Below are 26,854 nucleotides of genomic sequence, written 5' to 3'. Positions count from 1 at the left end.
CGCCGCTCGCCGCAAGCTCGGAAGCGCCGCGTTCAAAGAGGGGAGTGAAGCGATGCGTCTTCTTCGCAAGCTGATGGTCGGGCTGGCGGCCTTCGCGGCCTTGCCGCTCGCATCGGCGCAAGGGCCGGTGCCGCAAAAACCGGCAAAGCAGGAAGCGGGACCGGTGCTGCCGGGCGCCGCTGCGCCGACGACGCCGGTTACTCTGGACGCCAAGGATGTCGAGGCATGGCTCGACGGCTTCATGCCCTATGCCCTCGCGCGCGGACAGGTCGCGGGCGCGGTGGTCACTGTCGTGCGCGGCGACGGCGTGGTGCTGGAAAAGGGCTATGGCTTCGCCGACGTCGCGTCGCGCAAGCCCGTCGATCCGGCGACGACGCTCTTCCGCCCGGGTTCGGTGTCGAAGCTCTTCACCTGGACCGCGGTGATGCAGCAGGTGGAGGCGGGCAAGCTCGACCTCGACGCCGACATCAACCAATATCTCGACTTCAAAATCCCGCCCTATGAGGGCAAGCCGATCACGCTGCGCAACATCATGACGCACACGCCGGGGTTCGAGGAATCGATCCGCTATCTGATCAGCAGCGATCCCAAGGCGGTGATGCCGCTACAGGATTATGCGCGCAAAGCCTTGCCCGAGCGCGTCTTCGCGCCCGGCAGCACCCCGGCCTATTCCAACTACGCCACCGCGCTCGCGGGATATATCGTCCAGCGGGTCAGCGGCGAGGACTTCGATTCCTATGTCGACCGGCATATCTTCACGCCGCTCGGCATGACATATGCGAGCTTCCGCCAGCCGCTGCCAAAGGCGCTCCAGCCCTATATGTCGAGCGGCTATGCGACCTCGACCGGCAAGGCGAAGCCCTTCGAGATCGTCGTTCCCGGACCCGCGGGCGCGCTGTCGGCGTCGGGCGATGCAATGGGCAAGTTCATGATCGCGCACCTCAATAACGGCGGCGTCCTGCTCAAGCCCGAAACCGCACGGATGATGCATAATTTCCATGCGCCCGGCGTCGGCCCGCTCAACAGCATGGCGCTCGGCTTCTATGAACAATGGGTCAACGGCCACCGCGCGATCGCGCATGGCGGCGACACCGAATGGTTCCACTCCTATCTGTGGCTCTTCCCCGACGCCGGCATCGGCCTGTTCGTCTCGGTGAACAGCGCCGGCAAGGAAGGTGCGGCGGGCGCGATCCGCAGCGCGCTGTTCCACGAATTCGCCGACCGCTACCTGCCCGGCGAGGGTGTGCCCGCGAAGCGCGTCGACGAAAAGACCGCGCGCGACCATGCCGCGATGATGGCTGGGCATTATGTGTCGAGCCGCGGTTCGTTCACCAATTTCATGAGCCTGTTCGGCCTGCTCGGCCAGGCGCAGGTCGTGGTGACCGAGGATGGCAAGATCGCGATGCCGGCGCTCGACGGCCTCAGCGCCGGCGCGCGCGACTGGGTCGAGGTCGAACCCTTCGTCTGGTACGATCGCGCGACCGGCGAACGCCTCGCCGCCGAGGTGAAGGACGGGCGCGTCGTGCGCATGAGCATCGACGCCGGTTCGCCCTTCATGGTGTTCGAACCCGCGCCGGCAGGAACGAATACCGCATGGCTGATGCCCGCGCTGCTCGTCGCGCTCGGCCTCGTCGCCCTCGCGGCGCTCGCCTGGCCGGTGCGCGCGCTGGTGCGCCGCAACTTCGGGGCGAAGTTCGCGCTCGAGGGGCAGGCGCGCCGCGCCTGGCGCCTGTCGCGCCTCTTCGCGTGGCTGGTGATCGTCGCGGTCGCCGGATGGGCGCTGCTGATCGCGACCTTCGCGGGCGACATCGGCAGCGTCGGCGGTCCGCTCGACTGGCTCATCATCCTGCTGCGCATCCTGACGCCGGTGGCCGCCTTCGGCCTGCTCGCCACGTCGGCGTGGCACCTGTGGCTCTGCTTCCGGGACAAGCGCCGCTGGACGATGAAGCTCGGCGCGGTGCTGCTGCTGCTGTCGGCACTGGTGCTTGTCTGGGTGACGATCGCGTTCAACCTCTATGGCTTCTCGATGGTTTACTGATGGCCACGCAGAGCAAGCACACACTGGCGCTCGACCTTCGCGTCGAGCGCTTTCCCTACCACCAGCCGTTCCGCATTTCGGGGCACGTCTTCACCGAAACCGCGCTGCTCGTCGCCGAACTGTCCGACGGCGAGCATCGGGGGCGCGGCGAAGGGGCGGGGGTCTATTATCTCGGCGACGACATCGACCATATGCTCGCCGCGGCGCAAGGCGTGCGCGCGGCGATCGAAGGCGGCGCGACGCGGCAGGACTTGCAGGCGCTGCTGCCGCCGGGCGGCGCGCGCAACGCGCTCGACTGCGCCTTCTGGGAGCTCGAGGCGAAGCGCGCGGGGCGTCCGGTCTGGGATCTTGCCGGGCTCGACATGCCGCGTGCGCTCCGTTCGACCCTGACCCTGGGGGCCGACGCGCCCGAGGCGATGGCCAGCGCCGCGCTGGCGATCGACCCGCAGGCGCCGGTGAAGGTCAAGCTGACCGGCGATCTCGACGCGGATATATTGCGTGTCGCTGCGATCCGCGCCGCGCGACCGCGGGCGTGGATCGGGGTCGACGCCAATCAGGGTTACAACCGACAGACGCTCGCCGGCCTGCTGCCGGCGCTGATCGAACATGGCGTCGCGCAGCTCGAACAGCCGCTGCCGCGCGGGCGCGAGGCCGATCTCGACGGGATGAAGCGGCCGCTGCCCTTCGTCGCGGACGAAAGCGCACTGTCGCTCGCCGATACCCCGTCGCTCGTCGGGCGTTTCGACGTCGTCAATATCAAGCTCGACAAGTGCGGCGGCCTGACCGAGGGGCTGGCGATCGCCCGGCAGGCGCGGCGGCTCGGGCTCGACGTCATGGTCGGCAATATGATGGGCACCAGCCTGTCGATGGCGCCCTCTTACCTCGTCGGCCAGCTTTGCGACATCGTCGACCTCGACGGCCCGACCTTCCTCGCGCGCGACCGCCAGCCCGGCGTCGCCTATCGCGAGGGGATGATCCACTGCCCGGACAGCGTCTGGGGCGGGTAGATGATTTGTCCTAAATCGGTTGACAATTTTCTGATTAGGACAATAATCTTGAAAATGAAATTTTGTTGAGATCGCCGGTCGATCCGACGGCCTTGCGGCGACGACCGGCCGGCGAAGGGCGCTGCAGCGTATGGCGGCGGCCGCCAAGTGGGGGACGAACAATGACGAAGCGAGCATTATTGGTTGCAAGCAGCCTGATCGCGGCGCTCGCCGCCGCTCCGGCGCTGGCGCAGGAATCGACGATCGGCACGCGCGAGGGCGAAATCGTCGTGACCGCCCAGAAGCGCGTCCAGAATGTCCAGGACGTGCCGATCGCGATCAGCGTTGTCGGCGGCGAGGATATTCAGGAACAGGGTTCGGCGTCGCTTGTCGACTATGCGGGCTATGTTCCGGGAATGCAGGCGAGCAACACCGGCACGCCCGGCCAGACGACGATCACGCTGCGCGGCGTCGCGCCGCTCAACGGCAGCCAGACCGTCGGCATCTATCTGGACGACGCGCCCGTCGGATCGAGTGCGATCTATAATCGTGCCGGCCAGTTCACGATCGACCTGATGCCCTATGACATCCAGCGGATCGAGGTGCTGAAAGGACCGCAAGGCACCCTCTATGGCGCAAGCTCGATCGGCGGGCTCGTCAAATATGTTACCGTCCAGCCCGACACGCGCGAATTTCGCGTGAAGGCCGGCGCCGAAGGCTTTGCGATCAAGGGCGGCGACGGGCTCGGTTGGGGCGCGCAGACGATGGTCAATGTGCCGATCGTCGAGGATCGACTCGCGATCAGCGCGAGCTTCGCGTGGCGCAGCACGCCGGGCTGGGTCGACAGCGTCAACAATGCCGATCTCGACGATCAGAACTCCTATGAACAACGGGGCGGCCGCGTCGCGCTTTTGTGGGAGCCGACGCCGCAGCTCAGCGTCAAGCTCGCCGGCATCTGGCAATCGCTCGATTCGGACGGCAACGGCCTCTATGCGGCCGATCTCGACGGCAATCGTCTCGGCGACGGTCGCTCGTTCAACAATTATGTGCCCGAATCCTATGATTTCGATCTCGACTATTATTCGGCGACGATCGACTATGATTTCGGTCCCGCGACGCTGACCTCGGCGACGACCTACAGCAAGACGAAGAGTGCGCAGGTGCAGGACGCGAGCTATGCGTTCGGTGTGCTCTTCCCGCTGCTCACCGGCGGCGCGATCGGGCCCGGCATCACGCCCTTCGCGCTCGATTTGGGGCTCAAGAAGTGGACTCAGGAAGTGCGGCTCGCTTCGCCCGGCGGCGGGCGCTTCGAATGGCTGATCGGCGGCTTCTACACCGACGAGACGACGAGCAATGCGCAACTGGTTCGTTCCTACGACATGGACGGCAACGTCATCGCGCCGCTCGATCCGCTCGCGATCGTCGGGCTGCCGGCGACCTACAAGGAATATGCCGTTTTCGGGAACGGCAGCTTCAAGTTCAATGAGATGTTCGAGCTGACGGCGGGGCTCCGTTGGGCGCGCAACGAACAGACCTTCCGCCAGATCAGCGAGGGCGCGATCGTGCCGAGCGCGAACGATCCGGGCAAGTCGGCTGAAAGCGTCTGGACCTTCTCGGTCAGCCCGCAGGTCCATCTCAACGATCACGCCATGCTCTATGGCCGCGTCGCGACCGGCTATCGCCCCGGCGGGCCGAACGTCATCGTTCCCAATGTGCCGCCCAGCGTCGATGCCGACCGCATGACCAACTATGAAATCGGCTTCAAGGGCGACCTTGCCGATGGCATGGTCTCTTTCGATGTCGCGGGCTTCTGGATGGACTGGACCGACATTCAGGTGACGCGCGCCTTCGGCGGCGTGTCGGGCGGCGCCAACGGCGGCAAGGCGACGAGCAAGGGCTTCGAAGGCACGGTTGCCCTGCGTCCGGCGACGGGGCTGACCCTGACCGCGACGGGCAGCTACACCGACGCTTCGCTCAGCGAGGATGTGCCCGAAATCAGCGGCGTCGATGGCGATCGCCTGCCCGCGGTGCCCAGGTTCAGCGGTGCGCTGCGCGCCGACTATGAATTCGAACTGGGCGGCGGCAGCAAGGGCAGCTTCGGCGCCGGCGTCCGTCACGCGAGCAGCCGCCTTTCGCTCGTCGAAAGCGACCCGCTCGTGGCGCGCGCCAGGCCCTATACGTCGGTCGATCTCAACGCGTCGGTGACCTTCAACGATCACTGGACCGTGCGCGCCTATGCGCGCAATCTGCTCGACAACAAGGGCGAGCTGGCGCGCACGACGCTCGCCGACGGCCTCAACCAGCCGAGCTTCCTTGCCATTTCGCCGCTGCAACCGCGCACGGTCGGCGTTGCGCTCGACATGGCCTTTTGACGACCGCAAGGAGTGGACGATATGAATGCCCCCATCGGCAGCCTTGCCGACGCCATGGTGCTGCCGCAGCCCTATCTCTTGTTCCTCGGCGATACGACCGAGCCCAGCTTTGCCAAGACCGCGTTCGGGCTTGCCGACTGGGCGGCCGACCGCTGCGTGGGGGAGATGGGCGTGGCGGGCTGCACCGTCACCACGGGACTGCCGCGGCTGACGCCCGCCGAGGCCTATGCGGCGGGCGCGCGGTCGCTGGTGATCGGCGTCGCGAACCAGGGCGGGGTGATCGGCGACAATTGGGTCGCGGCGCTGACCGGGGCGATGGAGGCGGGGCTCGACATCGTCAGCGGCCTCCACGTCCGCCTCGCGAGCGTTCCGGCGCTCGCCGAGGCGGCGCGGCGCACCGGACGGCGGCTGATCGACGTCCGCACCCCGCCGCCGGACATCCCGGTCGGCACCGGGCGCAAGCGCAGCGGCAAGCGGCTCCTGACCGTTGGCACCGACTGCGCGCTCGGCAAGAAATATACCGCACTGGCGCTGCACCGCGCCTTCCTCGATCGCGGCCTCGACGCCGATTTCCGCGCGACCGGACAGACGGGCATCATGATCGCGGGCGGCGGCATTCCGATGGATGCGGTCGTATCCGACTTTGAAGCCGGCGCTGCGGAAATCCTCAGCCCCGATGCCGCGCCCGGCCATTGGGACGTGATCGAGGGGCAGGGGTCGCTCTTCAACCCCGCCTATGCCGCCGTGTCGCTCGGGCTGCTCCACGGCAGCCAGCCCGACGTCTTCGTCGTCTGCCACGACCCGTCGCGCAAGGTCATCCTGGGGCTCGAGGATTTCGTCCTGCCGACGATCGAAGAGGTGATCGACCTGACGATCCGCCTCGGCAGCCGCACCAATCCGGCGATCCGCTGCGGCGGCGTCAGCCTCAACACCTCCAGCATGGGCGCGGGCGAGGCCGAAGCGCTGCTCGGCGCCGAGAGCCGGCGACTGGGCCTGCCCGTCGCCGACCCGATCCGCGGCGGCGAGGCCTTCGCGGCGCTTGTCGACAGCTGCCTCGCATGAGCGTCGGCGAAGCCGTCGGCGGGGGAAGCTGGTTCCAGCGCTTCCTGCTCCCCGGCTTCGCGCTCAAGGCCGTCATCATCGGCGGCGGCTATGCGACGGGGCGCGAGCTCGCCGAATATTTCGTGCCCGTCGGCCCATGGGGCGGCCTCGCCGGGATGCTGCTCGCGACCTTGATCTGGAGCATCGTCGCCGCGCTGACCTTCGCGCTCGCACGCGCGATGGGCGCCTATGATTATCGCAGCTTCTTCAAAGGCTTGCTCGGCCAAGCCTGGGTGCTTTTCGAGGGCGCCTACCTGATCTTCGTCATCCTGATTCTCGCCGTGTTCGGCGCCGCGGCGGGAGCGATCGGCGCCGCGACCTTCGGCTGGCCCGAGGTGGCGGGCTCTATCCTGCTCGCCGCGGCGATCCTCGTCACCACCGCCTTCGGCACCGCCGCGGTCGAGCGTCTGTTCCAATATGCCTCGATGCTGATCTACGCGATATACGCGATGTTCGTCATCTTGGCGCTGATCAGCTTCGGCGGCCTGATCGAACAGGGCTTCGCCGCCGCGCCGCCGCCGCCGGCCGGCTGGATGGCCGGCGGCATCACCTATGCGAGCTACAATATCGTCGGCGCAGTCGTGATCCTCCCGGTTTTGCGTCACTTGACCAGCCAGCGCGACGCCGTGATCGCCGGGGTAATCGCCGGGCCGCTGACGATGCTCCCCGCGATCCTGTTCTTCGTCGCGATGATGGCCTTCTACCCCGAGATCGGCGACGAGGTGCTGCCCTCAGACTTCCTGCTGCGCCAAATGGCGGTTCCGGGCTTCCACCTTGTCTTCCAGCTGATGATCTTCACCGCCCTGCTCGAAAGCGGGGTGGGCGCGATCCACGCGATCAACGAAAGGATCGCAGGGGCGATGGAGGCACGCGGGCGCGCGGCGCCGGGTCCGGCGGCGCGCGCGCTGATCGGGGCCGCAATTCTCGCGGGCTGCATGTTCGTTGCCGCGCGCGTCGGCCTCGTCGAGCTGATCGCGAGCGGCTACCGCTTCCTCGCCTGGCTGTTCCTTGCCGTCTTCGTCGTGCCGCTGCTCGGCATCGGCACCTGGCGCCTCTTCAGGAGAGGCGCGCCCGCACCACAGGAGGTTCGCTCATGAAACCCGTTCGCCTGCTCGCCGCATCGCTGCTCTTTGCAGTGTCGACGCCCGCCTGGGCCGAACCGCCCGCCGACATCGGCGAAAGCGTCGAAGTGCTGCGGCAGAAGATCGGCGCGGTCGGCGTGTCGATCGCGATCGTCGAGGACGGCAAAACGACGCTGTCGCGCGGCTGGGGTGTGCGCAAGCTCGGCGATCCCGCGCCGGTTGACGCGCAGACATTGTTCCAGACCGGATCGACCGGCAAGGCGATGACGGCAGCCGCGCTCGCGGTGCTCGTCGACGAAGGGAGGATCGCGTGGGACGATCCCGTGATCGAGCATATGCCGTGGTTCCGCATGTACGATCCGTGGGTGACGCGGGAGATCACCATCCGCGATCTGCTCGTCCATCGCAGCGGGCTGGGACTCGGGCAGGGCGACCTGATGTTCGTGCCGCGCACTTATCTGACGCGCAGGCAGACGGTCGAGCGCGTCGCTTATCTCAAGCCCAAGACGAGTTTCCGCTCGGCCTATGCCTATGACAATATCCTCTATGCGGTCGCGGGGCAGCTCATCGAGGAGGTCACCGGCCAGCGCTGGGAGGATTTCATCCGCGAGCGCGTGCTGCGCCCCGGCGGGATGCAATATGCGACGAGCGACAGCGAAGACCGCTTCCGCACCCCCGATCGCTCGTGGCCGCACGCGCGGCTGTCGGGCGCCTTGCGTGGGCTCGGGCCGCAGCAGCTGCTCGACGAGCGCGACGAACTCGGTCGCAATGGCGCGCCCGCGGGCGGGCTGGCGCTCAGCGCCGACGACATGGCGGCGTGGCTCAAGATCCAGCTCGCGCACGGTGCGCTGCCCGGCGGCGGGCGCCTGTTCAGCGAAGAGCAGGCGAAAGAGATGTGGACCCCGGTGACGCCGATGCCGATCACCGAATTGCCCGAGGCGCTCAAACCTGCGCAGCCGACGCAGCAGGCCTATGCGCTCGGCTGGCAGGTGCAGGACTATCGCGGTCACCGCATCATCCAGCATGGCGGCGGCGTTTTCGGGTCGATCACCCGCGTCGTGATGATCCCCGACAAGAATGTGGGTTTTGCGATCATGATGAACAGCGAGGACAGCGGTATGTTGCTCGGCCTGACCTACGAGCTGCTCGACCATTATCTGGACCAGCCCGACTTCGATTGGACGACCAAGTGGGAGGATTGGTATCAGGCACGGCTCGCGGGAGGCGTCGAGTTTCTGAAACAGGCGAAGGCGTCGCCGGCGAAGGCCGGTCCGTCGCTGAAGCTCGCCGGTTATGCGGGGCGCTATCGCGATCCCTGGTACGGCGATGTGGTAATTGCCGAGGGCGCAAAGGGGCTGACGATCGACTTCACCTCCACGCCGCGCATGGCCGGACGGCTCAAGCACTGGCAATATGACAGCTTCGTCACCGACTTCGACGATCCGGCGATCGAGCCCGCCTATGTCACCTTCGCGCTTGGCGCCGACGGCAAGGTGACCGGCGTGACGATGAAGCCGGTCAGCAAGATCGCCGATTTCAGCTGGGATTATCAGGACCTCGACCTGAAGCCCGTGGAGGACAAGAAATGAAGACGCTCGCGACTTTGCTCGCCGCGACAGCGCTCGCCTCCTGTTCGAGCGCGAACGACAAGGCGCCAGCCCCGGCCGAGCCGCTGCACAGCCGGTTGCTGACGCTCGACACGCACCTCGATTCGCCGATGAACTTCTCGCGCGCCGGCTGGAGTTTCGCCGATCGCCACGAACTCGCGACCGACCTGTCGCAGCTCGACATTCCGCGCATGAAGGACGGCAATCTCGATGGGGGTTTCTTCGCCATCTACACCGATCAGGGGCCGCTGACCGCAAAGGGCTATGCCGACGCGCTTGCGCATGCGCGCAAGCGATCGGACGAGATCGACAGGATGATCGCCGACAATAGCGATGTTATCGGCGCCGCGCGCACTGCCGAGGATGCGCGGCGGCTGAACCGCGAAGGCAAGCTCATCGCCTTCAAGTCGATGGAGAACAGCTATCCGCTGGGCGAAGACCTCTCGCTGCTGAAGGAATTCTACGACAAGGGGGTGCGGCTCGCGGGTCCGGTCCACGGGCTCAACAACCAGTTCGCCGACAGCGCGACCGACACGCCGAAATGGAACGGCCTCAGCCCGTTCGGCAAGCAATGGGTCGCCGAGATGAACCGGCTCGGTATCGTCATCGACGCGAGCCATGCGTCCGACGCGACGTTCGAGCAGCTGCTCGCGCTGTCGAAATATCCGATCCTGCTGTCGCACTCGAGCCTGCGTTCGGCGCACGACCACCCGCGCAACCTCGACGAGGGGCGTCTCAAAAAGCTCGCCGAAAAGGGCGGGGCGATGTGCATCTCGACCATCTATATGTCCGAGATGAACATGTCGCCCGCGCGCGCGAAGCTGTTCGGCGAATATGAGCATATCGGCGACCTTACCGAGGCGCAGCAGGCCGATTTGGTGCGCCAGTGGCGCGAACTCGACAAGAGCGAGCAGATGTGGGCGGCCGATTTCGAGGATTATATGAAGATGGTGCTGCGCGCGATCGAGGTCGGCGGCGTCGATCATATCTGCTTCGGCGCCGACTGGGACGGCGGCGGCGGCCTGAAAGGCATCGAAGACATCAGCGCGCTGCCCAAGGTCACCGAGCGGCTGAAGCAGGCCGGCTATTCGGACGCCGACCTCGAAAAGATGTGGAGCGGGAACATCCTGCGCGTTCTGGCGGCGCAGGGGAAATAGGGGCTAGGCGCTGTTTTGATCCTCCCCCTCGATGGGGGAGGCAGCGAGACTTGCGAACTTGTTCGCTAGTCGCAGCGGCGGGGGGGTGCGGTTTCGCCGGTGCGCAAGGCCGCGGTGTCACCCCCGTCCAACTCGCCTAACCGCGCTGCGACAAGGCTGCTTATCCTTTCCCCCATCGAGGGGAGAGGCTTCAGGCGGCGAGTTCCATCGTCTCTTCGAGTTCGACCGCCGCGACGGCGACCGCCTCGCCCAGCTTGGCGGCGATCATCGACGCCTGATGCGAAGCGAGCCCCGCGACTGCGACCTCGATCCGCATCCAGCCGCGGTCGCGCGCGGCCGTCATGGCTGACGGAATGATCGATCGCTGGGCGAAGAATCCCGCGACGCGCGCGAGCGATTGCGGATCGGCGAGCGCGTCGATGCGAAACAGGTGCATTTCAGGCCGCCGCGCGCTGACCGGCCGCGATGACCTCTTCGGCCATCTCGTCGGCGACGACCGCGGGCGAGCGGCCTTCGCGGGCGGCGCGGTCGAGCAGGGCGACGACGCGCGGAGCGATCGCGCAGACGCGGGCGCCGACCTCGCGTTCGTCCTCGCCCAGATATTCGGCCGACACGTTGATGATGCCGCCGGCGTTGACGACATAGTCGGGCGCATAGACGACGCCGCGCGCGAGCAGCAGGTCGGCAACCTCGGGGCTGGCGAGCTGGTTGTTCGCAGCGCCGCAGACCAGCTTCGCCTTCATCGCGCGGACCGTTTCGGCGGTGAGCGCGCCGCCGAGCGCGCAGGGTGCGAAAATGTCGGCATCGACCGCAGCAATGTCGTCGACGTCCACGACGGTGGCGCCGTGGATATGCGCGAGCCGGTCGCGCCGCGCCGGATTGGGATCGGCGATCACCAGCTTCGCGCCGGCTTCGGCGAGGCGGCGGCAGAGGTCGGCGCCGACGTTGCCGGTTCCCTGCACCGCAACGATCAGCCCCCGAAGCTCGCGGCCGAGCGCGAAATGTGCCGCGGCCTGCATCGCTTCGAACACGCCCTTCGCGGTCCACGGCGACGGATCGCCGCCGGCGCGGCCGTCGGCGCGGGGCAGGCCCGCGACGTGGCGCGTCGTGCTCGCGACCTCCTGCATGTCGGCGACCGAGGTGCCGACATCCTCGGCGGTGACGTAGAGCCCGCCGAGCGCTTCGACCGCGCGACCGAAAGCCTGGAACAGCGCGGCGCGGTCGAAACCGCCCGCGGGTTTGCGCAGCACGGCCTTGGCGCCGCCGAAGGGCAGGCCGGCGAGGGCGTTCTTGTAGCTCATCCCCTCGGCGAGGCGCAGCGCGTCGGCGAGCGCGAGGTCGGTGTCGGCATAGGTCCAGAAGCGGCAGCCACCGGCGCCGGGGCCGAGCGCGGTCGAGTGGATCGCAATGAAACCGTCGAGCCCGGCGTCGGCGTCGAACAGGCGAATGCATTCGACGGGCGGGGTCAGGCGGGTGGGGCGGGATACCATATTGTCCTCCTTTGGATCGTGGGCGCACTATCGCACCGGGAGGGAGGACAATCTTTTTCAACTTCACGCATATCGCGAAGGTTTGGGGATATATTTTTCACATATTTAAGTATATGAGGTCAGAATGACCGGCCTCGATCCTTTTGAAGTGAAGATCCTTCGCGAGTTGCAGCGCGACGCGGGGCTGACGACGGCGGAGATCGCCGAGCGGGTCGGGCTGTCGCAGTCGCCGTGCTGGCGGCGCATCGACCGGCTGCAGCGCGAGGGCTATATCCGCAAGCGCGTCGCGGTGGTCGACCGCCGCAAGGTCGGGCTGAACGCGCATGTCTTTGCGCAGGTGAAATTGAACGCGCACGGCCGCGCCAACCTCGACGAGTTCAGCGAGGCGATCCGCGCCTTCCCCGAGGTGCTCGACGCCTATGTGCTGATGGGCTCGATGGACTTCATGCTGCGTATCGTCGCGAAGGACATCGACGCCTATGAACGCTTTTTCTTCGACCAGCTGAGCAAGCTGCCCGGGGTGCAGGAAATCAACTCGACGGTCGCGCTGTCGGAGATCAAGTCGACGACCGAATTGCCGCTGCGCTGAGCATTTCACGGCCCCCTCTTGCAAGCCCGACGCGGCTGCGTATGATAGCGTTACCAACAAGAAATGAGGGCCGGGGGAGAGGCGCGATGCGCAATTTGGTCGGGTTGGCTGCCGCGTGCCCATGACGCCGCTGGACAGCCTCGACGCCGCCGAGCGCGACCGCTTCGAACGCGACTATCGCGCCGCGGGGCGCCCGGTGGTGATCCGCGGCATCGTCGCCGACTGGCCGATCGTCGCGCTCGGCCGCCGCGACTGGCGCGCCGCGCTGAACGCGATCGCCGCGCGCGACAGCGGCGCACCCGCCGACATCATGATCGCGCCCGCGAGCGAGAAGGGGCGCTTTTTCTATGGCCCCGACCTGCGCGGCTTCAATTTTCAGCGCGACAAGGGACCGCTCGCGCGGCTCGCGCGGCATTTGATCGAGATCGCCGATCAGGCCGATCCGGTTGCGATCTACGCCGGCGCCGCGGCGCTCGATGCGCATCTGCCGGGTTTCGCCGCCGAGCATCGCTTTCCGCTGCTGGGCGACGATGCGGTGGTGACCGCGCGCATCTGGCTGGGCAATGCGACGCGCGTCGCGACGCATTTCGATCTCTCCGACAATTTCGCCGCCGTCGCGCTCGGCCGGCGGCGCTTCACCCTGTTTCCGCCGGACGCGACCCCCGACCTCTATGTCGGCCCGCTCAACCATACGCTGGCGGGCCAGCCGGTGAGCATGGTCGACCCGCTCGCGCCCGATCACGACCGCTATCCGCGCTATGCCCGCGCCGAGGCGCAGGCGCTGACCGCCGAGCTCGAGCCCGGCGACGCCATCTATATCCCGACTTTGTGGTGGCATCATGTCGAGGCGACCGAGCCCGCGAATATCTTGATCAACTATTGGCACAATGACGTCGCACGCGGCGGCGGCTTCACCGCGCTGATCCACGCGCTGCTGAGCATCCGCGACCTGCCCGCGGCGCAGCGCGAGGGCTGGCGCGCCTGGTTCGACCATTTCGTCTTCGGCGACGAAGCCGGGGAGGCCGCCGCGCACCTGCCGCCGTCCGCGCAGGGCGTAGCGGGCCCGGCGAGCGCCGAACGCGACGAGATGATCCGCCGCTATCTGCTCACCGTTCTGTCCAGCTCATGAGGTAAATATGCTTCGATCCGCGTTTCTGTTTGCTTCCGCCTTCGCGCTCGCCGCGCCCGCGACCGCTGAGGATGCCAAGGGCCTGCCCGTCGGCACCTGCATCAACATGGGCAACAGCCTGGAGACGATGCGCGAGGGCGCGCATGGCAAGCGCATCGACGCCGCCGATTTCCAGCGCATCCGCGCCGCGGGCTTCACCACCGTGCGCATCCCGGTGCGCTGGATGCACCGCAGCGACGCCAAGCCGCCCTATACGGTCGATCCCAAATTCATGGACCGCGTCGAAGCGGTGGTCGATCAGGCGCTCGCCGCCGACCTGAACGTCATTCTCAACAGCCATCATTTCGACGCGCTCGACAAGGAGCCTGCGGGGACGGCGCCGTGGCTTGCCGGGGTGTGGAAGCAGGTCGCGGCGCGCTTTGCCGATAAGCCCGAGGCGAAGCTGTGGTTCGAGATCAGCAACGAGCCGCACGACAAGCTGACCAATGCGAACCTCCTCGCGACGCTGACCCCCTCGCTCGCGGCGATCCGCGCGACGAACCCGACGCGCGCGGTGGTGATCGGCGGCGAGAATTGGAGCGGGATCGACTCGCTCGCGACGCTCGACCTGCCCGATGACCCCAACGTCTATCCGACCTTTCATTATTACGAGCCGTTCGACTTCACGCATCAGGGCGCGGGCTGGGTCGATCCGTCGCCGCCGCTGGGCCGCCAATATGGCACCGAGGCCGACGCCGAGCGGCTCGCGGCCGATGTCGAGAAGGTGAAGCGCTATATGGCGCGGACGGGCAAGAAGCCCTTCATCGGCGAAACCGGCGCCTATGAGGTGATCCCGCTGACCGAGCGCGTCCAATATCACCGCGCGGTCCACGACGCCTTCGCGCCGCTCGACCTCGGCATCTGCGCCTGGGCCTATACCAACACTTTTCCTTTCTGGGATCAGAAGAGGGGGCAATGGCTGCCGGGGCTGCGTGCGGCGATGGGATTGCCCGAAGCGGAGTAGCAACTGGGGGAGGAGAGGAATGAGTCATTGGAAGCTGCCGGCGCTTGCCGCGCTGGCCTGTGCTGCGGTTCCGGCCGCGGCGGCGGAGCAGAATGCCGACCTCGCGGCGCTCGACGCGCAATTGCCGGGCGAGCTGATCAACGATCCGTCGAGCCTCGACTGGGCGAGTTATGGGGCGGGGTTGAAGCGCGAGGGGGTCGAGGCCGAGGTGGCGGGCGGCGCGGCGATCCGCTTCAGCGTCGGTGCGAAGTCGGCGCATCCCTATGAGATCGCGGCGAGCTTTCCGCTGACCGCCGCGGTCGCGAAGGGCGAGCAGGTCACGGTGGGCTTCTGGGCGCGCACCATTTCGGCCGATACGCCGGACGGCAAGGGCGTCGTCACCGTGCGCGTCCAGCAGAATGCGAGCCCCTATGACGGCTTTGCCGATCGCACCGTCGCGGTCGGTCCCGACTGGAGCTGGTACGAAGCGAGCGGCGTGGCGACGGTGAAGCTGGGCAAGGGCGCCGGACAGGTGGTGCTCCAACTGGGCGGTGCGAAACAGCTGGTGGAGATCGGACAGGCGATCGTGGTCAAGGGCGCGCCGCGGATCGTCGGCTAAACGGCGGCGCCGGCAGCGGCCAAGGCGGCGGCGGTCGAGGTTCCCGACCTGTTGAAAGGGGCCGGGCGGTTGATCAACGATCCCGCCGATCGCCGCTGGGGTTATAATGGTCCCGACGGCGGCATGGCGCCGCGCGACGACAAGACGATCTGGCTGGGCAAGGCGACGCGCTTTACCACGCGCGCGGCCGGCGCGAACCGCTGGGACGTCGGCACGGCGATCCCGATCGGCGAGGCGCTGAAGGCGGGCGAGAAATTGCTCGTCGCGATCGCCGCGCGGACCGAGAGCGCCGCCACCGAGGACGGCAAGGCGCTGGTCGGCATCCGCATCCAGACGAACGCGCCGCCCTATGACGGCTTCGGTGACGCGGCGTTCAAGGTCGGGCCGAGCTGGCAGCTGATCCGCGTGCCGCTGACCGTCGCGCAGGACATGGCGGCGGATCAGGCGACGGTCGCGCTGCAGTTCGCGGGGGCGGTGCAGGCGGTCGATATCGGGCCGGTTTATCTGTTCAGGGTGGAGTGAGGTCTGATCCTCCCTGCGGCGAAGGCGTGGGGAGCGCGAAGCGCTGACGGAGGGGCAGCGAGCCTGGGGTTGAAGATCGTGTGTCCCCGCGAAGGCGGGGACCCATCTCCCGACGATTCAACATAGAGCCGTTCGGAGATGGGCTCCCGCCTTCGCGGGAGCACACAGCTTGTTTGGTCAAAGATGGCCACGCGCTGGCGAGCGCTGCGCTGGGCCGCTTCGCCATCGTGCGGATGGTTCTGCTCCCCGTCACTGCACGTCGGATCAGCGCGCTGCCGCCACCGCATAGGGGCCGGCGACCAGCCCGGTGAACAGCCCGGCATGGACCGACGCGAGCGGTTCGACGTCGATCGCGGGCGCGAGGGTTTGCCATGCGTCGCCGGTGCGCCAGGCAAGCGCGGCGTTGCCGTCTTCGAACGTCATCCGCAGCGCGACGTCGCCGCTGCCGAGCGGCCGTGACGCGACGATTTCGCCGCGCAAGTCCTCGCGCTCGGCGATGCGGCGACGCGCGACGATCCTGCGCTGGCCCGCGATTTTCTCGACCCCGAAAGCGAGGAAATGCGCCTCGTCCATATAGGCGAGCAAGCCGGCGAAATCGCCGTCGCGCTCGGGCGTGAAGCGCAGTCGGGTCTCGAAGCTGGCGTCGTGGTGGCGCAGGCGGCGGCCGACGAAGGCGGGCTGGCCAAGGCTTCCGGCGGGGTCGGGGCGGGCTTGCAGGACGAGCGCACCGCCGTCCAGCTTCGACCAGCCGCCGCGGTCGGCGCCGCGCAGCCAGATCCATTCGGGCGAAAGCGTCGCGGCATCGAAAGCGTCGTCCCATGCGCTGCGGTCGATCGGCGGGTCGGCGGGCAGCGCGGGGCGCTCGACCAGCGGCGGGATGGCTTCGCCTGGATCGAGGAAGCGCGGCCAGCCGTCCGCCCAGCGCACGGGCAGCAGGAAGGTCTCGCGCCCCATCAGGGTCGATTGCCCGGCAAAGGGGCGCGTCGCCAGAAACGCGCCCCACCAGCGGCCGTCGGGAAGCTCGACGAGATCGGCGTGGCCGGTGGCCTCGACGCGGTCGGGGCGGTCCGGGGGCAGGTCGCGCTGGGTGAGGATCGGGTTGACCGGGCCGGGCGTATAGGGGCCGTCGGGGCGCGCGGCGCGGTAGATGGTCTGGGAATGACGATCGGCGGTGCCGCCTTCGGCCGCGGTCAGATAATAGGCGCCGCCGGCCTTGTAGATATGCGGCCCTTCGGCCCAGATCGGATTGTCCTCGGGGTGGACGCCGCCATCGACGAGCAGCTTGCGCGGACCGGTGAGCGTCCCCGCCTTTGCGTCGAAGCGCTGGATCCAGATCGCGCGATGCCCTTCGTAGCGCGGCGTCCCTTCGGGCGGGCCGTTGTTGACGAGCCACGCGCTGCCGTCATCGTCGAAAAAGAAGGACGGGTCGATGCCGTCGAAATCGAGCCAGTGCGGATCGGACCACGGACCGGCGGGATCGCGCGCGGTGACATAGAAATTGCCGCCGCATTCGATGCAGGTCGTGACGATGTAAAAGAGGCCGTCGTGATAGCTGATCGCGGGGGCGAAGATGCCGCGGTTGGTGCCGATCCCCTTGAAATCGAGCATCGCGGGGCGGTCGATCGCATGGCCGATCAGCCGCCAGTTGACGAGGTCGCGGCTGTGGAACACCGGCACCCCGGGAAACCAGGCGAAGGTCGAATTGACCAGATAGAAATCGGCGCCGACGCGGACGATCGACGGGTCGGGGTGAAAGCCGGGGAGGACCGGGTTGCGGAACTGGCCCTGCGGCGCAGGCGCGGGAAGGGCGGCGGCGCGATAATGCGCGTCCTCGAACCGCGCCTCGGGCTGCGCCATCGCCGGAGCCGCGGCGAGCACCGCGACCGACAGCGCCCAGCGGACGGACCATGTTTTCATTTCTCTCTCCCCATGTTTTGGACCCTTGCTTCGTGTCACCCCCTTTACTATGGTAGCGCTATCAAGAGAAGCGATTTGGGACAGGATATGCAGCAAGGGCTCGTCGAAATCTTGCCGGCCGATTATGCCGAGGGGCTGTTCCTCGGCCGAGCGATGGCGCCCGAGGGGCCAGTCGTGCTGTTGATTCGAAACGGAAATCTCTATGATCTGACCCAAGTGGCGGCGACGGCCGCCGGCGCGGTCGAGCGCAGGCATTTTGCCGGCGGGCGCGAAATCGGCCCCGTCGCGGACGGGCTTCCCGAGGGGTGGCGGCTGCTGTCGCCGATCGACCTGCAATGCGTGAAGGCGTGCGGCGTGACCTTTGCGCTGTCGGCGATCGAACGGGTGATCGAGGAGCGCGCGCGCGGCGATTCGGCGCGCGCCGGCGACATTCGCGCGATGCTCGAGGAAAAGGTCGGCTCGGCAATCCGCACGGTGGTGCCGGGAAGCGCGGCGGCGGCGGCGCTCAAGGAAGCGCTGATCACCGAAGATATGTGGTCGCAATATCTGGAGGTTGCGATCGGCCCCGATGCCGAGGTCTTCTCCAAATCGCCGGTGCTCTCGACCGTCGGTGCGGGCGCCGAGATCGGCGTGCGGTCGGACTCGACGTGGAACAACCCCGAGCCCGAGGTCGTGCTGATCGTCGATCCGGCGGGCGCGATCGTCGGCGCGACGCTGGGCAACGACGTCAATCTGCGCGATTTCGAGGGGCGCTCGGCGCTGCTTCTGTCGAAGGCGAAGGACAATAATGCGTCGTGCGCGATCGGCCCGTTCATCCGCCTCTTCGACGATGGATTCACGCTCGACGACGTGCGGCGAACGACCGTGGAATTGTCGATCGAAGGTCCCGAGGGCTATCTGCTCGAGGGCACCAACGAGATGGCCGAGATCAGCCGCGACCCCGCCGATCTGGTACGCCAGACGATGAGCGAGCATCATTTCCCCGACGGCTTCGCGCTGTTCTGCGGAACGCTTTTTGCGCCGACGCAGGATCGCGACGTGCCGGGCAAGGGGTTCACCCACAAGGTCGGCGACCGCGTGAGCATCAGCGCGCCGCGGCTCGGCCGGCTGACCAACAGCGTCACCACGTCGCGCGATGCGCCCGCATGGGAGATGGGCATCGCCGGCTTCATTCGCAATCTCGCCTCGCGCGGATTGATCGACAGGATTTGAGGAGTTTATGACCCGAAGTTTAGGACATTATATCGGCGGCGAATGGGTAAAGGCCGACGCCTCGCTCGACAGCCTGAACCCCTCCGACACCGGTGACATCGTGGCGCGCTTCCCCGACGGCGGGGCGGCCGAGGTCGACCGTGCGGTCGCCGCGGCGTCGGACGCCTTCGCCGGATGGGCGGCGGCATCGCCCGAGGTTCGCGCCGACCTGCTCCACAAGGTCGGCGAAGCGCTGTTCGCGCGCTCGGCCGAGATCGGCGAATTGCTGGCGCGCGAGGAAGGCAAGACGCGCGCCGAGGGGATCGGCGAAACGCTGCGCGCCGCGCGCATCTTTCGCTATTTCGCGGGAGAGGCGCTGCGCCGCCACGGGCTGACGCTCGAATCGACGCGGCCCGGGCTCGACGTCGCGACCTATCGCGAGCCGCTCGGCGTCGTCGGGCTGATCACGCCGTGGAATTTCCCGATCGCGATTCCCGCGTGGAAAGCTGCGCCTGCGCTCGCCTTTGGCAACAGTGTGGTGCTCAAGCCCGCGAACATCACGCCCGCGATCGCGACCGCGCTGACCGAGATCATCGCCGAGGCGGGGGCGCCGGCGGGCGTGTTCAATCTCGTGCTGGGGCGCGGAGACGTCGGGCGGGCGCTCGTCGACCATGACGATGTTGCGGCGATCAGCTTCACCGGATCGCAGGCGGTGGGCGCGCAGGTCGGCAGCGCCGCGATGGCGAAGCAGAAGCGCGTGCAGATGGAGATGGGCGGCAAGAATCCGCTCGTCGTCCTCGCCGACGCCGATCTCGACAAGGCGGTCGCGATTGCTGCCGACGGCGGCTTCTTCCAGACCGGGCAGCGCTGCACCGCGTCGAGCCGGGTGATCGTCGAGGACGCCATCCATGACCGCTTCGTCGCCGCGCTCGCCGAGCGCGCGAAGACGCTGAAGGTCGGACCCGCACTTTCCGATGATACGCAGGTCGGGCCCGCGAGCAGCGAGGCGCAGCTCGAGCAGAATTTCCGCTATGTCGATGTCGCGCGCGGCGAGGGCGGGCGGATCGCGGCGGGGGGCGAGCGCGTCGAGGCGGCGAGCCCGGGCTATTATATGCAGCCGACGGTGATCGCCGACACCGCGCCCGACATGCGGATCAACAATGAAGAGGTGTTCGGTCCCGTCGTCTCGACGATCCGGGTCAGGGATTATGACGAGGCGCTCGCGGTCGCGAACCGCGGCGATTTCGGCCTCTCGGCGGGGATCGTCACCAACAGCGCGAAGCATATCCGCGACTTTCGCAAGAATGTCCGCGCCGGTATGGTGATGATCAACCTGCCGACCGCGGGGGTCGATTACCACGTCCCCTTCGGCGGAACGCGCTCGTCGAGCTATGGCCCGCGCGAGCAGGGATTTGCGGCGGTCGAATATTACACCCAGATCAAAACCGTCTATCAGGGGGATTGAACGGCATGGCGGAATTGCTTGTAGACGCGCCGCCGGCCGGCGCCCGCTACCCGAGCCTGTCGGGAAAGCGGGTGGTTGTCAGCGGCGGCGGGTCGGGAATCGGCGAGGGGATCGTCGAGGGTTTCGTCGCGCAGGGGGCCGCGGTCGCCTTCGTCGACGTCCAGACGGCGGCGAGCGAGGCGCTGGTCGCGCGGTTCGCCGACGCGGCGATGCCGCCGCGCTTCGCGCCGTGCGACATCACCGATCTCGACGGCTATACCGCGTGCCTCGAAGCGCTGATCGGCGAGCTTGGCGGCTGCGACGTGCTGGTCAACAATGCAGGCAACGACGACCGGCACGAGTTCGAAAAGGTAACGCCCGCCTATTGGGACGAACGCATGGCGGTGAACCTGAAGCATCATTTCTTTGCGGCGAAGGCGGTGGTGCCGCACATGAAGGCCGCGGGCGGCGGGTCGATCATCAATCTGGGGTCGATCAGCTGGCATCTGGGGCTGGAGGACCTGATCGTCTATCAGACCGCGAAGGCCGCGATCGAAGGGCTGACGCGCAGCCTGGCGCGCGAGCTGGGGCGCGACAATATCCGCGTCAACGCGATCGTTCCCGGCAACGTCCAGACCGAGCGGCAGAAGCGCTGGTATTCGCCCGAGGGCGAGGCCGAGATCGTCGCGTCGCAATGCCTGAACGGCCGCATCCAGCCCGCCGACATCGCCGCCATGGCGCTGTTCCTCGCGTCCGACGATGCGCGCTTTTGCACCGCGCATAATTATTGGGTCGATGCGGGATGGCGGTGATCGTGCCCGAGGTTCGCCGGCTGCTCGATGCCGAAAGCCTGCTTGGCGAGGGGCCGTGCTGGGATGCGGCGCGCGGCGTGCTGTGGTTCGTCGACATCAAGCGCCATCGCCTGTGGCATTATGACCCGGCGACGGGCAGCAACAGCTTCGCCGAAGCGCCCGGGCAGATCGGCTGGGCGCTGCCCGCCGAGGACGGGCGCTTGCTCTGCGGCCTGAAGGACGGCCTCTATCTCTTTGATCCCGAAGCGCGAACCTTTGAAAAGCTGGCGGCGGTTCCGGGCGAGCCCGCGCACAACCGCCTGAACGATGCCTGCACCGATCCGTGGGGGCGGGTGTGGTTCGGGTCGATGGACGATGCCGAAAATGCGGCGTCGGGACGCTTTTATGTCTTCGATCGCGGCCGGATCGTGCCCGCGGGGCCGTCGGCCATTTCGATTACCAACGGACCGGCGGTGAATGCCGACGGCAGCAAAATCTATTTCACCGACACCGTCGGCCAGCGCATCCTCGTCGCCGACCTCGGCCCCGAAGGGGTCGGCGAGGCGCGGCTGTTCGTTGATGTGAAGGCGCATTTCGCCGACGCCTATCCCGACGGCCCCGTGGTCGATGCCGAGGGGCATGTGTGGACCGGCCTCTACAACGGCTGGCATCTCGCGCGCTTCGCGCCCGATGGCGAGCTGACGCTGTCGGTCAAGCTGCCCGCGCAGAATCTGACGAAATTGGCGTTTGGAGGGAAGGATTTGCGAACCATCTTTGTCACGACGGCGCAAAAAGGCCTGAGCGCCGAGCAACTGGCGGCGCAGCCGCGGGCGGGCAGCCTGCTCGCGTTCGACGCCCCCGTCGCGGGAGTCGCGCCGCCGCCGGTGAAGCTCGCGTGACCCGCGCGTCGCTGCTCGCCGCCGCGGCGCTGTTTGCGACCCCCGCCATCGCCGCGCCGGCACTCGCGCCGGTGTGGACCGACCATGCGGTGATCCAGCGCGATCAGCCGATCGCGATCGAGGGCAGCGCGGCGCCGAAGGAAGCGCTGACCGTCACCTTGGGCACCGCGAAGCAGTCGGTGCGCGCCGACGCCGACGGCCATTTCCGTGCGACCTTTCCGGCGCGGAAGGCGAGCGCTGCGCCGCTGACGCTGCGCGTCGCCAATGCGGCGGGTGAGGGGGCATCGGCTTCGGACCTGCTCGTCGGCGACGTGTGGCTCTGTTCGGGGCAGTCGAATATGGAACTGCCGTTCGACCGCGCGCTCGACAGTTTCAACCAGCGCCACCGCGCCGCCGACGACGGCATCCGGCTGCTGACGATCCCCAAGGTGACCGCGCCGGTGCCGCAGGCGCGCTTTGGCGAGCCGGCGGCGTGGACCGCGGCGACGAGCGAGACGGTCGGCGATTTTTCGGCCGCCTGCTTCTATATGGGCAAGCAGCTTCGCGCCGATCGCCCCGGCGTCCCGCTGGGCCTCATCAATTCGAACTGGGGCGGCAGCGCGGCGCGCGCCTGGCTGACTCCCGAGGGCGGGCGGACGCTCTATGGCGACAAGGCGCTCGACCTGCTCAAGCTCTATTCGAGCGACCCGCTCGCCGCGACGCAGGCGTTCGTGCCGCAATGGTTCGACTGGTGGCGCACGCACGACGGCGGCCGCGAACCGTGGACCGACACGGCGATGCTCGACTGGAAGCCGGTTCCCGAAATTTCCTTCTGGAACGCGTGGAAGGGGAGCGGGCTCGACACCCGGCCGGTCGCGAATGTGTGGCTGCGCAACAAGGTGACGCTCACCGCCGAGCAGGCATCGCAGGGCGGAAGCCTGTCGATCGGGGCGATCGACGACCTCGACCTGACCTTCGTCAACGGGCATCCCGTCGGCTATACCTTTGGCTGGGGGGTCGAGCGGACCTATCGCATTCCCGCCGATTATCTGCACGCCGGCGACAATGAGATTCTGATCGCGGCGAGCAATTTGTGGGACACGGGCGGCTTTTTCGCCGGACCCGACCGGCTGTTCTTCACGCCGGGCAACGGGGGGGCGGCCATCCCGCTCGGAACCGGCTGGCAATATTCGATCGGCGCGGTCACCGGCGAGCCGCCGCGCGCGCCGTGGGACGTGAATGCCGGCATCGGCGTGATGCATAATGCGATGATCGCGCCCTTCGGCCCCATCCGCCTTGCCGGGGTCGCCTGGTATCAGGGCGAGAGCGACGTCGGGCACCCCGGTTACGACAAGAAGCTGCAAGCGCTGTTCGCCGGCTGGCGGCGCCAGTTCGGAGCGCAGGCGCGGATGCTGATCGTGCAGCTCGCCGACTATGGCAAATTGCTCGCGCAGCCCGCGGCGTCGGGATGGGCGGAAATTCGTCAGGCCCAGCTCGACGGCGTCGCCGCCGATGCCAATGCCGCGCTGGTCAGCGCGATCGACATCGGCGAGCCGAGCGACATCCATCCCGCGAACAAGAACATACTCGGAAAGCGGCTCGCCATGGCCGCCGAGGGCCAGCCGATGCCGATGCCGCAGAGCGCGCGGCTGGTGGGCGACGCGGTGATGGTGAGCTTCGACGGGATCGAGGGCGGGCTGGTTGCCTATGGCGGGCCCTATCCGCTGGGTGTCGAGCTGTGCGGCGATACGCAGGAGAGCTGCCGCTGGGCGCTCGCGACGCTTGCGGGCGATACGATGCGCATAGCGACCGACGGCGAGCCCGTGACGCGCGTGCGCCACGCCTGGGCCGACGCGCCGGTGGTCAATCTGCACGACGGGCGCGGCCTGCCGGTGCCGGGGTTCGAGCTCGCGATCGAGCGATGACGTTCGCGCACTGATCCCCTTGCGGTTCCATTCCCGGTTTCGTCATTGCGAGCGAAGCGAAGCAATCCAGAGCGGTTTACGCAGCACTGGATTGCTTCGCTTCGCTCGCAATGACGGGAAACGAACGCCGAAGAAATAATGGCCGCTGAAATTCAGTGATTGTGCCGCGGCAGCTTGCGCGAGGTGCCACGATATTTGAGCGCGAAGTCCATCACCGCGCCGCCCGCGAGTTGGCCGGTCTTTTCGCGGTAGAGTTCTTCCCACGGCGTCGCGCTTGCCGGAATCGGCGGCGCGGGCTCTTCGGCGAGGCGCCGCGTAATCTCGCCCTCGTCGACCAGCGCGTCGCAGGTGCCGGCATTGAGGTCGACGCGGATGATGTCGCCGGTGCGCAGCCAGGCGAGCCCGCCGCCCGCCGCGCTTTCGGGCGAGGCGTTGAGGATCGAGGGGCTGTCCGACGTGCCCGACTGGCGCCCGTCGCCGAGCGTCGGGAGCCACATCTTTCCTTCACGGATCATCGCGTCGGGGGGCTGCATATTGACCACTTCGGCCGATCCGGGCCAGCCGATCACCCCGGCGCCGCGGATGACGAGGATGCAGTCGTCGTCGATGGCGAGCGCGGGGTCGTTGATCCGGTGATGATAATCGTCCGAGCCGTCGAAGACGATCGCGCGCGCCTCGAACACGCCTTCGTGGCCCGGCCGCGACAGGTAGCGCGCGCGAAAGGCGTCGGAGATCACCGAGGTCTTGAGGATCGCGAAATCGAACAAATTGCCTTTGAGCACCAGAAAGCCGGCGCGCTCCATCAGCGGGTCGGCGAAGGGGCGGATCATCTCGCGGTCGCGGCTTTCGCAGCCGTCGAGATTGTCCGCGATGCGGCGTCCGGTGCAGGTGAGCGCCTCGCCCCGGAGCTTGCCCGCGTGCAGCAGCTCCCACATCGCCGCGGGGACGCCGCCGGCGCGGTGGAAGCGCTCGCCGAGATAGCGGCCCGCGGGCTGCATATTGACGAGCAGGGGCAGGTCATAGCCATGATCCTGCCAGACCTCGGGTTCTAGCTCGACCCCGGCGTGGCGCGCCATCGCGACGATATGCGGCTGCGCGTTCGACGAGCCGCCGATCACGCTGACCGTCGCGATCGCGTTGAGGAAGGCGTCGCGGGTCAGGATGCGCGAGGGGCGCAGATCCTCGCGGACCATTTCGACGATGCGCTGACCGGTGCGATAGGCATATTGGCCGCGCTCGCGATAGGGGGCTGGGATCGCCGCGCAGCCGGTCAGCGACATGCCCAGCGCCTCGGCGACCGCATTCATCGTCGAAGCGGTGCCCATCGAATTGCAATGTCCCGCCGAGGGCGCGCTGCTGCACGCGCGGTGGAGGAACTCCTCCTCGTCGATCTCGCCAGCCGCGAGCAGGCGGCGGCTGCGCCAGATCACCGTGCCCGACCCGACGAGCTCGCCCTCGTGCCAGCCGTCGAGCATCGGCCCGCCCGAGAGCACGATCGCGGGGATGTCGACGGTGCTCGCCGCCATGATCTGGCTCGGCGTCGTCTTGTCGCAGCCGGTGGTCAGCACCACGCCGTCGATCGGATAGCCGTTCAGAAGCTCGACGAGCCCGAGGTAGAGCAGGTTGCGGTCGATCGCCGCGGTCGGGCGGCGGCAGTTCTCGAAGATCGGGTGGACCGGAAACTCGATCGGGATGCCGCCCGCGTCGCGGATGCCGTCGCGGGTGCGCTTCGCGAGGTCGAGGTGGATGCGGTTGCAGGGGGAAAGGTCGCTCCCCGATTGCGCGATGCCGATGATCGGCTTGCCCGAGCGGAGTTCCTCGGGCGTGACGCCGTAATTCATGAAGCGCTCGAGATAGAGCGCGGTCATGTCCATTCGCTCCACATTGTCGAACCAGTCGCGCGAGCGCAGCCGGGGACGTGGAGCCGCTTCGGTCATTTCTTCTCGATGCCTTCGCGCGTCACAAGGCTGGGCGCCGCATCGGATTCGCGCCGCACCAGCGTGTAGGGCAGCGTCTTCTGCTCATATTTGAAGCGTTCGCCCGCGCGCTTCTTGCGGATGATCGTCGCGATCGCCGACACCGCCCAGGCGGTCATCTCGCGGATCGGCTGGCGCACCGTCGTCAACTCGGGCCAGATCGTGCTCGCCATCGCGGTGTCGTCGAAGCCGCAGACGGTGATGTCGTTCGGCACGTCGAGGTGGCGGCGGTGCGCGACCGCGACCGTCGCCGCCGCCATATCGTCGTTCGAAGCGAAGATCGCGGTCGGCCGCGGCTTCACCGACAGGAGCTTTTCCGCGCCGTCGAGCCCCGAGCGATAGGTGAAGCGCCCCTGGACGACCAGCTCGGCGGGCAGGTCGAGCCCCGCATCCTCCATCGCGGCGCGATAGCCGTTCAGGCGGCGCAGGCTCGCGACCTGTTCGGGGTTGCCGATGATGAAGCCGATCCTCTTATGGCCCAGGTCGATGATATGCCGGGTCATGTCATAGGCGGCCTGGAAATCGTCGATCATCACCGACGCCTGCGTTCCTGTCGCCTTGCCCGGACCGACCGCGACCGCCACCGCGCCGAGTTCGCTGACGAGGTCGAGCACGCTCTGGTCGTCGCACAGCGGCGGCGGCAGGATGAAGCCCTGAATCCCGCCGTCGGCCAGGTTGCGCATGATCGGCGGCGCATCGGCGAGCGTCGGGCAGCTCTGCACCACCAGATGCACGTCGCCGCGCGTCGCTTCGGCGAGCGCCCCCATCAGAAACTCGCTGAGATAGGAGGCGGACGGGTTGTCGAAGAGCAGCGCGACGCGCAATTGTTCGCCGCCCGCAAGGCTGCGCGCCGCGCGGTTCGGCGTGTAGTTGAGTTCGGCGATCGCGGCGAGCACCTGCTGGCGCGTTTCCTCGCGCACGCTTTCCTTGCTGTTGATCACGCGGCTCACCGTCATCGGCGAGCAGTTGGCGAGCCGCGCGACGTCGTTGATCGTCGGCTGCCCCTGATGGCGCACGCGCGTCCGGCGCGCGCTGTCCTTGATGTCGCTGGTCATGTG

22 protein-coding genes are annotated in these 26,854 nt (G+C 67.6%); 17 read left to right on the top strand and 5 right to left on the bottom strand.

The window, feature by feature from the left end; genetic code table 11:
- The first annotated feature begins 52 nt into the window (after nt 1-52).
- The 7 genes from KNJ79_RS12375 (at nt 53) to KNJ79_RS12345 (ending at nt 10,343) form a co-directional block, all read left to right on the top strand.
- The gene (locus KNJ79_RS12375) at nt 53-2,038 is read left to right on the top strand and encodes a serine hydrolase domain-containing protein (protein WP_317151285.1); all 1,986 of its coding nucleotides are present in this window, start codon (nt 53-55) and stop codon (nt 2,036-2,038) included.
- Nucleotides 2,038-3,045, top strand: a complete 1,008-nt coding sequence (locus tag KNJ79_RS12370; RefSeq protein ID WP_317151284.1) for a dipeptide epimerase — start codon at nt 2,038-2,040, stop codon at nt 3,043-3,045. Before KNJ79_RS12375 ends, KNJ79_RS12370 begins: the two co-directional genes overlap by 1 nt.
- 161 nt (nt 3,046-3,206) lie before the next feature.
- A complete protein-coding gene (locus tag KNJ79_RS12365; protein ID WP_317151283.1) occupies nt 3,207-5,396 on the top strand; it encodes a TonB-dependent receptor in 2,190 nt (729 codons plus the stop codon).
- 21 nt (nt 5,397-5,417) lie between these two features.
- Nucleotides 5,418-6,458, top strand: a complete 1,041-nt coding sequence (locus tag KNJ79_RS12360) for a DUF1611 domain-containing protein (protein ID WP_317151282.1) — start codon at nt 5,418-5,420, stop codon at nt 6,456-6,458.
- Nucleotides 6,455-7,594 (top strand): YkvI family membrane protein, encoded by a 1,140-nt coding sequence (locus KNJ79_RS12355; protein WP_317151281.1) that lies wholly within the window; start codon nt 6,455-6,457, stop codon nt 7,592-7,594. Before KNJ79_RS12360 ends, KNJ79_RS12355 begins: the two co-directional genes overlap by 4 nt.
- A complete protein-coding gene (locus KNJ79_RS12350; protein ID WP_317151280.1) occupies nt 7,591-9,168 on the top strand; it encodes a serine hydrolase in 1,578 nt (525 codons plus the stop codon). The genes KNJ79_RS12355 and KNJ79_RS12350 overlap by 4 nt, the downstream gene beginning before the upstream one ends.
- Complete coding sequence (locus tag KNJ79_RS12345; RefSeq protein ID WP_317151279.1) at nt 9,165-10,343, top strand: dipeptidase; 1,179 nt, start codon at nt 9,165-9,167, stop codon at nt 10,341-10,343. Before KNJ79_RS12350 ends, KNJ79_RS12345 begins: the two co-directional genes overlap by 4 nt.
- Before the next feature lie 190 nt (nt 10,344-10,533).
- Here the strand turns inward: KNJ79_RS12345 and KNJ79_RS12340 are convergent, their stop codons facing one another.
- Entirely contained in the window at nt 10,534-10,779 is a 246-nt protein-coding gene (locus KNJ79_RS12340; protein ID WP_317151278.1) for a hypothetical protein, read from the bottom strand.
- Between the two features lies 1 nt (nt 10,780).
- The gene (locus tag KNJ79_RS12335) at nt 10,781-11,833 is read right to left on the bottom strand and encodes a Leu/Phe/Val dehydrogenase (RefSeq protein WP_317151277.1); all 1,053 of its coding nucleotides are present in this window, start codon (nt 11,831-11,833) and stop codon (nt 10,781-10,783) included.
- 124 nt (nt 11,834-11,957) lie between these two features.
- Between KNJ79_RS12335 and KNJ79_RS12330 the strand changes: the two genes are divergently transcribed.
- From KNJ79_RS12330 to KNJ79_RS12310, 5 genes are all read left to right on the top strand, one after another.
- Complete coding sequence (locus tag KNJ79_RS12330; RefSeq protein WP_317151276.1) at nt 11,958-12,422, top strand: Lrp/AsnC family transcriptional regulator; 465 nt, start codon at nt 11,958-11,960, stop codon at nt 12,420-12,422.
- 121 nt (nt 12,423-12,543) lie between these two features.
- Entirely contained in the window at nt 12,544-13,551 is a 1,008-nt protein-coding gene (locus KNJ79_RS12325; RefSeq protein ID WP_317151275.1) for a cupin-like domain-containing protein, read from the top strand.
- Nucleotides 13,552-13,558: 7 nt separating this feature from the next.
- Entirely contained in the window at nt 13,559-14,554 is a 996-nt protein-coding gene (locus tag KNJ79_RS12320) for a glycoside hydrolase family 5 protein (protein WP_317151274.1), read from the top strand.
- Between the two features lie 19 nt (nt 14,555-14,573).
- On the top strand, nt 14,574-15,152 hold the full coding sequence (locus tag KNJ79_RS12315) for a carbohydrate binding domain-containing protein (protein ID WP_317151273.1): 579 nt from the start codon (nt 14,574-14,576) through the stop codon (nt 15,150-15,152).
- Between the two features lie 69 nt (nt 15,153-15,221).
- Nucleotides 15,222-15,674 (top strand): hypothetical protein, encoded by a 453-nt coding sequence (locus tag KNJ79_RS12310; protein ID WP_317151272.1) that lies wholly within the window; start codon nt 15,222-15,224, stop codon nt 15,672-15,674.
- 264 nt (nt 15,675-15,938) lie between these two features.
- Here the strand turns inward: KNJ79_RS12310 and KNJ79_RS12305 are convergent, their stop codons facing one another.
- On the bottom strand, nt 15,939-17,591 hold the full coding sequence (locus KNJ79_RS12305; RefSeq protein ID WP_317151271.1) for a glycoside hydrolase family 43 protein: 1,653 nt from the start codon (nt 17,589-17,591) through the stop codon (nt 15,939-15,941).
- An 87-nt stretch (nt 17,592-17,678) separates the two neighbouring features.
- On the opposite strand from KNJ79_RS12305, the gene KNJ79_RS12300 reads away from it, so the two are divergent.
- From KNJ79_RS12300 to KNJ79_RS12280, 5 genes are read left to right on the top strand one after another with little or no spacing between them, the layout of a single operon-like run.
- Entirely contained in the window at nt 17,679-18,803 is a 1,125-nt protein-coding gene (locus KNJ79_RS12300; RefSeq protein WP_317153915.1) for a fumarylacetoacetate hydrolase family protein, read from the top strand.
- A 7-nt stretch (nt 18,804-18,810) separates the two neighbouring features.
- Complete coding sequence (locus tag KNJ79_RS12295) at nt 18,811-20,247, top strand: aldehyde dehydrogenase family protein (RefSeq protein ID WP_317151270.1); 1,437 nt, start codon at nt 18,811-18,813, stop codon at nt 20,245-20,247.
- Between the two features lie 5 nt (nt 20,248-20,252).
- Nucleotides 20,253-21,038 carry an SDR family NAD(P)-dependent oxidoreductase gene (locus tag KNJ79_RS12290; protein ID WP_089216448.1) on the top strand — a complete coding sequence of 262 codons (786 nt, stop codon included), beginning with the start codon at nt 20,253-20,255 and terminating at the stop codon, nt 21,036-21,038.
- On the top strand, nt 21,029-21,916 hold the full coding sequence (locus KNJ79_RS12285) for an SMP-30/gluconolactonase/LRE family protein (RefSeq protein WP_317151269.1): 888 nt from the start codon (nt 21,029-21,031) through the stop codon (nt 21,914-21,916). Before KNJ79_RS12290 ends, KNJ79_RS12285 begins: the two co-directional genes overlap by 10 nt.
- On the top strand, nt 21,913-23,820 hold the full coding sequence (locus KNJ79_RS12280) for a sialate O-acetylesterase (protein WP_317151268.1): 1,908 nt from the start codon (nt 21,913-21,915) through the stop codon (nt 23,818-23,820). Before KNJ79_RS12285 ends, KNJ79_RS12280 begins: the two co-directional genes overlap by 4 nt.
- A 152-nt stretch (nt 23,821-23,972) precedes the next feature.
- On the opposite strand, the gene KNJ79_RS12275 is transcribed toward KNJ79_RS12280, so the two are convergent.
- On the bottom strand, nt 23,973-25,757 hold the full coding sequence (locus tag KNJ79_RS12275; protein ID WP_317151267.1) for an IlvD/Edd family dehydratase: 1,785 nt from the start codon (nt 25,755-25,757) through the stop codon (nt 23,973-23,975).
- Nucleotides 25,754-26,851, bottom strand: coding sequence for a LacI family DNA-binding transcriptional regulator (locus KNJ79_RS12270; RefSeq protein ID WP_317151266.1), 1,098 nt, complete (start codon nt 26,849-26,851; stop codon nt 25,754-25,756). Before KNJ79_RS12270 ends, KNJ79_RS12275 begins: the two co-directional genes overlap by 4 nt.
- Nucleotides 26,852-26,854 lie beyond the last annotated feature (3 nt).

It is taken from the genome of Sphingopyxis indica (assembly GCF_032879645.1).
Classification (GTDB): domain Bacteria; phylum Pseudomonadota; class Alphaproteobacteria; order Sphingomonadales; family Sphingomonadaceae; genus Sphingopyxis; species Sphingopyxis indica.
Note: the sequence above shows the minus strand (reverse complement) of the source record. Positions and strands in the feature narration are given on the sequence as shown.

Excerpts from the sequence above, each read along its gene's own strand:
- KNJ79_RS12340 (WP_317151278.1), bottom strand. The coding sequence starts at position 10,779 with ATGCACCTGTTTCGCATCGACGCGCTCGCCGATCCGCAATCGCTCGCG.
- KNJ79_RS12320 (WP_317151274.1), top strand. The coding sequence starts at position 13,559 with ATGCTTCGATCCGCGTTTCTGTTTGCTTCCGCCTTCGCGCTCGCCGCG.
- KNJ79_RS12350 (WP_317151280.1), top strand. The coding sequence starts at position 7,591 with ATGAAACCCGTTCGCCTGCTCGCCGCATCGCTGCTCTTTGCAGTGTCG.
- KNJ79_RS12360 (WP_317151282.1), top strand. The coding sequence starts at position 5,418 with ATGAATGCCCCCATCGGCAGCCTTGCCGACGCCATGGTGCTGCCGCAG.
- KNJ79_RS12315 (WP_317151273.1), top strand. The coding sequence starts at position 14,574 with ATGAGTCATTGGAAGCTGCCGGCGCTTGCCGCGCTGGCCTGTGCTGCG.
- KNJ79_RS12365 (WP_317151283.1), top strand. The coding sequence starts at position 3,207 with ATGACGAAGCGAGCATTATTGGTTGCAAGCAGCCTGATCGCGGCGCTC.
- KNJ79_RS12285 (WP_317151269.1), top strand. The coding sequence starts at position 21,029 with ATGGCGGTGATCGTGCCCGAGGTTCGCCGGCTGCTCGATGCCGAAAGC.
- KNJ79_RS12345 (WP_317151279.1), top strand. The coding sequence starts at position 9,165 with ATGAAGACGCTCGCGACTTTGCTCGCCGCGACAGCGCTCGCCTCCTGT.
- KNJ79_RS12330 (WP_317151276.1), top strand. The coding sequence starts at position 11,958 with ATGACCGGCCTCGATCCTTTTGAAGTGAAGATCCTTCGCGAGTTGCAG.
- KNJ79_RS12335 (WP_317151277.1), bottom strand. The coding sequence starts at position 11,833 with ATGGTATCCCGCCCCACCCGCCTGACCCCGCCCGTCGAATGCATTCGC.
- KNJ79_RS12300 (WP_317153915.1), top strand. The coding sequence starts at position 17,679 with ATGCAGCAAGGGCTCGTCGAAATCTTGCCGGCCGATTATGCCGAGGGG.
- KNJ79_RS12355 (WP_317151281.1), top strand. The coding sequence starts at position 6,455 with ATGAGCGTCGGCGAAGCCGTCGGCGGGGGAAGCTGGTTCCAGCGCTTC.
- KNJ79_RS12275 (WP_317151267.1), bottom strand. The coding sequence starts at position 25,757 with ATGACCGAAGCGGCTCCACGTCCCCGGCTGCGCTCGCGCGACTGGTTC.
- KNJ79_RS12290 (WP_089216448.1), top strand. The coding sequence starts at position 20,253 with ATGGCGGAATTGCTTGTAGACGCGCCGCCGGCCGGCGCCCGCTACCCG.
- KNJ79_RS12295 (WP_317151270.1), top strand. The coding sequence starts at position 18,811 with ATGACCCGAAGTTTAGGACATTATATCGGCGGCGAATGGGTAAAGGCC.
- KNJ79_RS12305 (WP_317151271.1), bottom strand. The coding sequence starts at position 17,591 with ATGAAAACATGGTCCGTCCGCTGGGCGCTGTCGGTCGCGGTGCTCGCC.
- KNJ79_RS12375 (WP_317151285.1), top strand. The coding sequence starts at position 53 with ATGCGTCTTCTTCGCAAGCTGATGGTCGGGCTGGCGGCCTTCGCGGCC.
- KNJ79_RS12325 (WP_317151275.1), top strand. The coding sequence starts at position 12,544 with ATGACGCCGCTGGACAGCCTCGACGCCGCCGAGCGCGACCGCTTCGAA.
- KNJ79_RS12370 (WP_317151284.1), top strand. The coding sequence starts at position 2,038 with ATGGCCACGCAGAGCAAGCACACACTGGCGCTCGACCTTCGCGTCGAG.
- KNJ79_RS12270 (WP_317151266.1), bottom strand. The coding sequence starts at position 26,851 with ATGACCAGCGACATCAAGGACAGCGCGCGCCGGACGCGCGTGCGCCAT.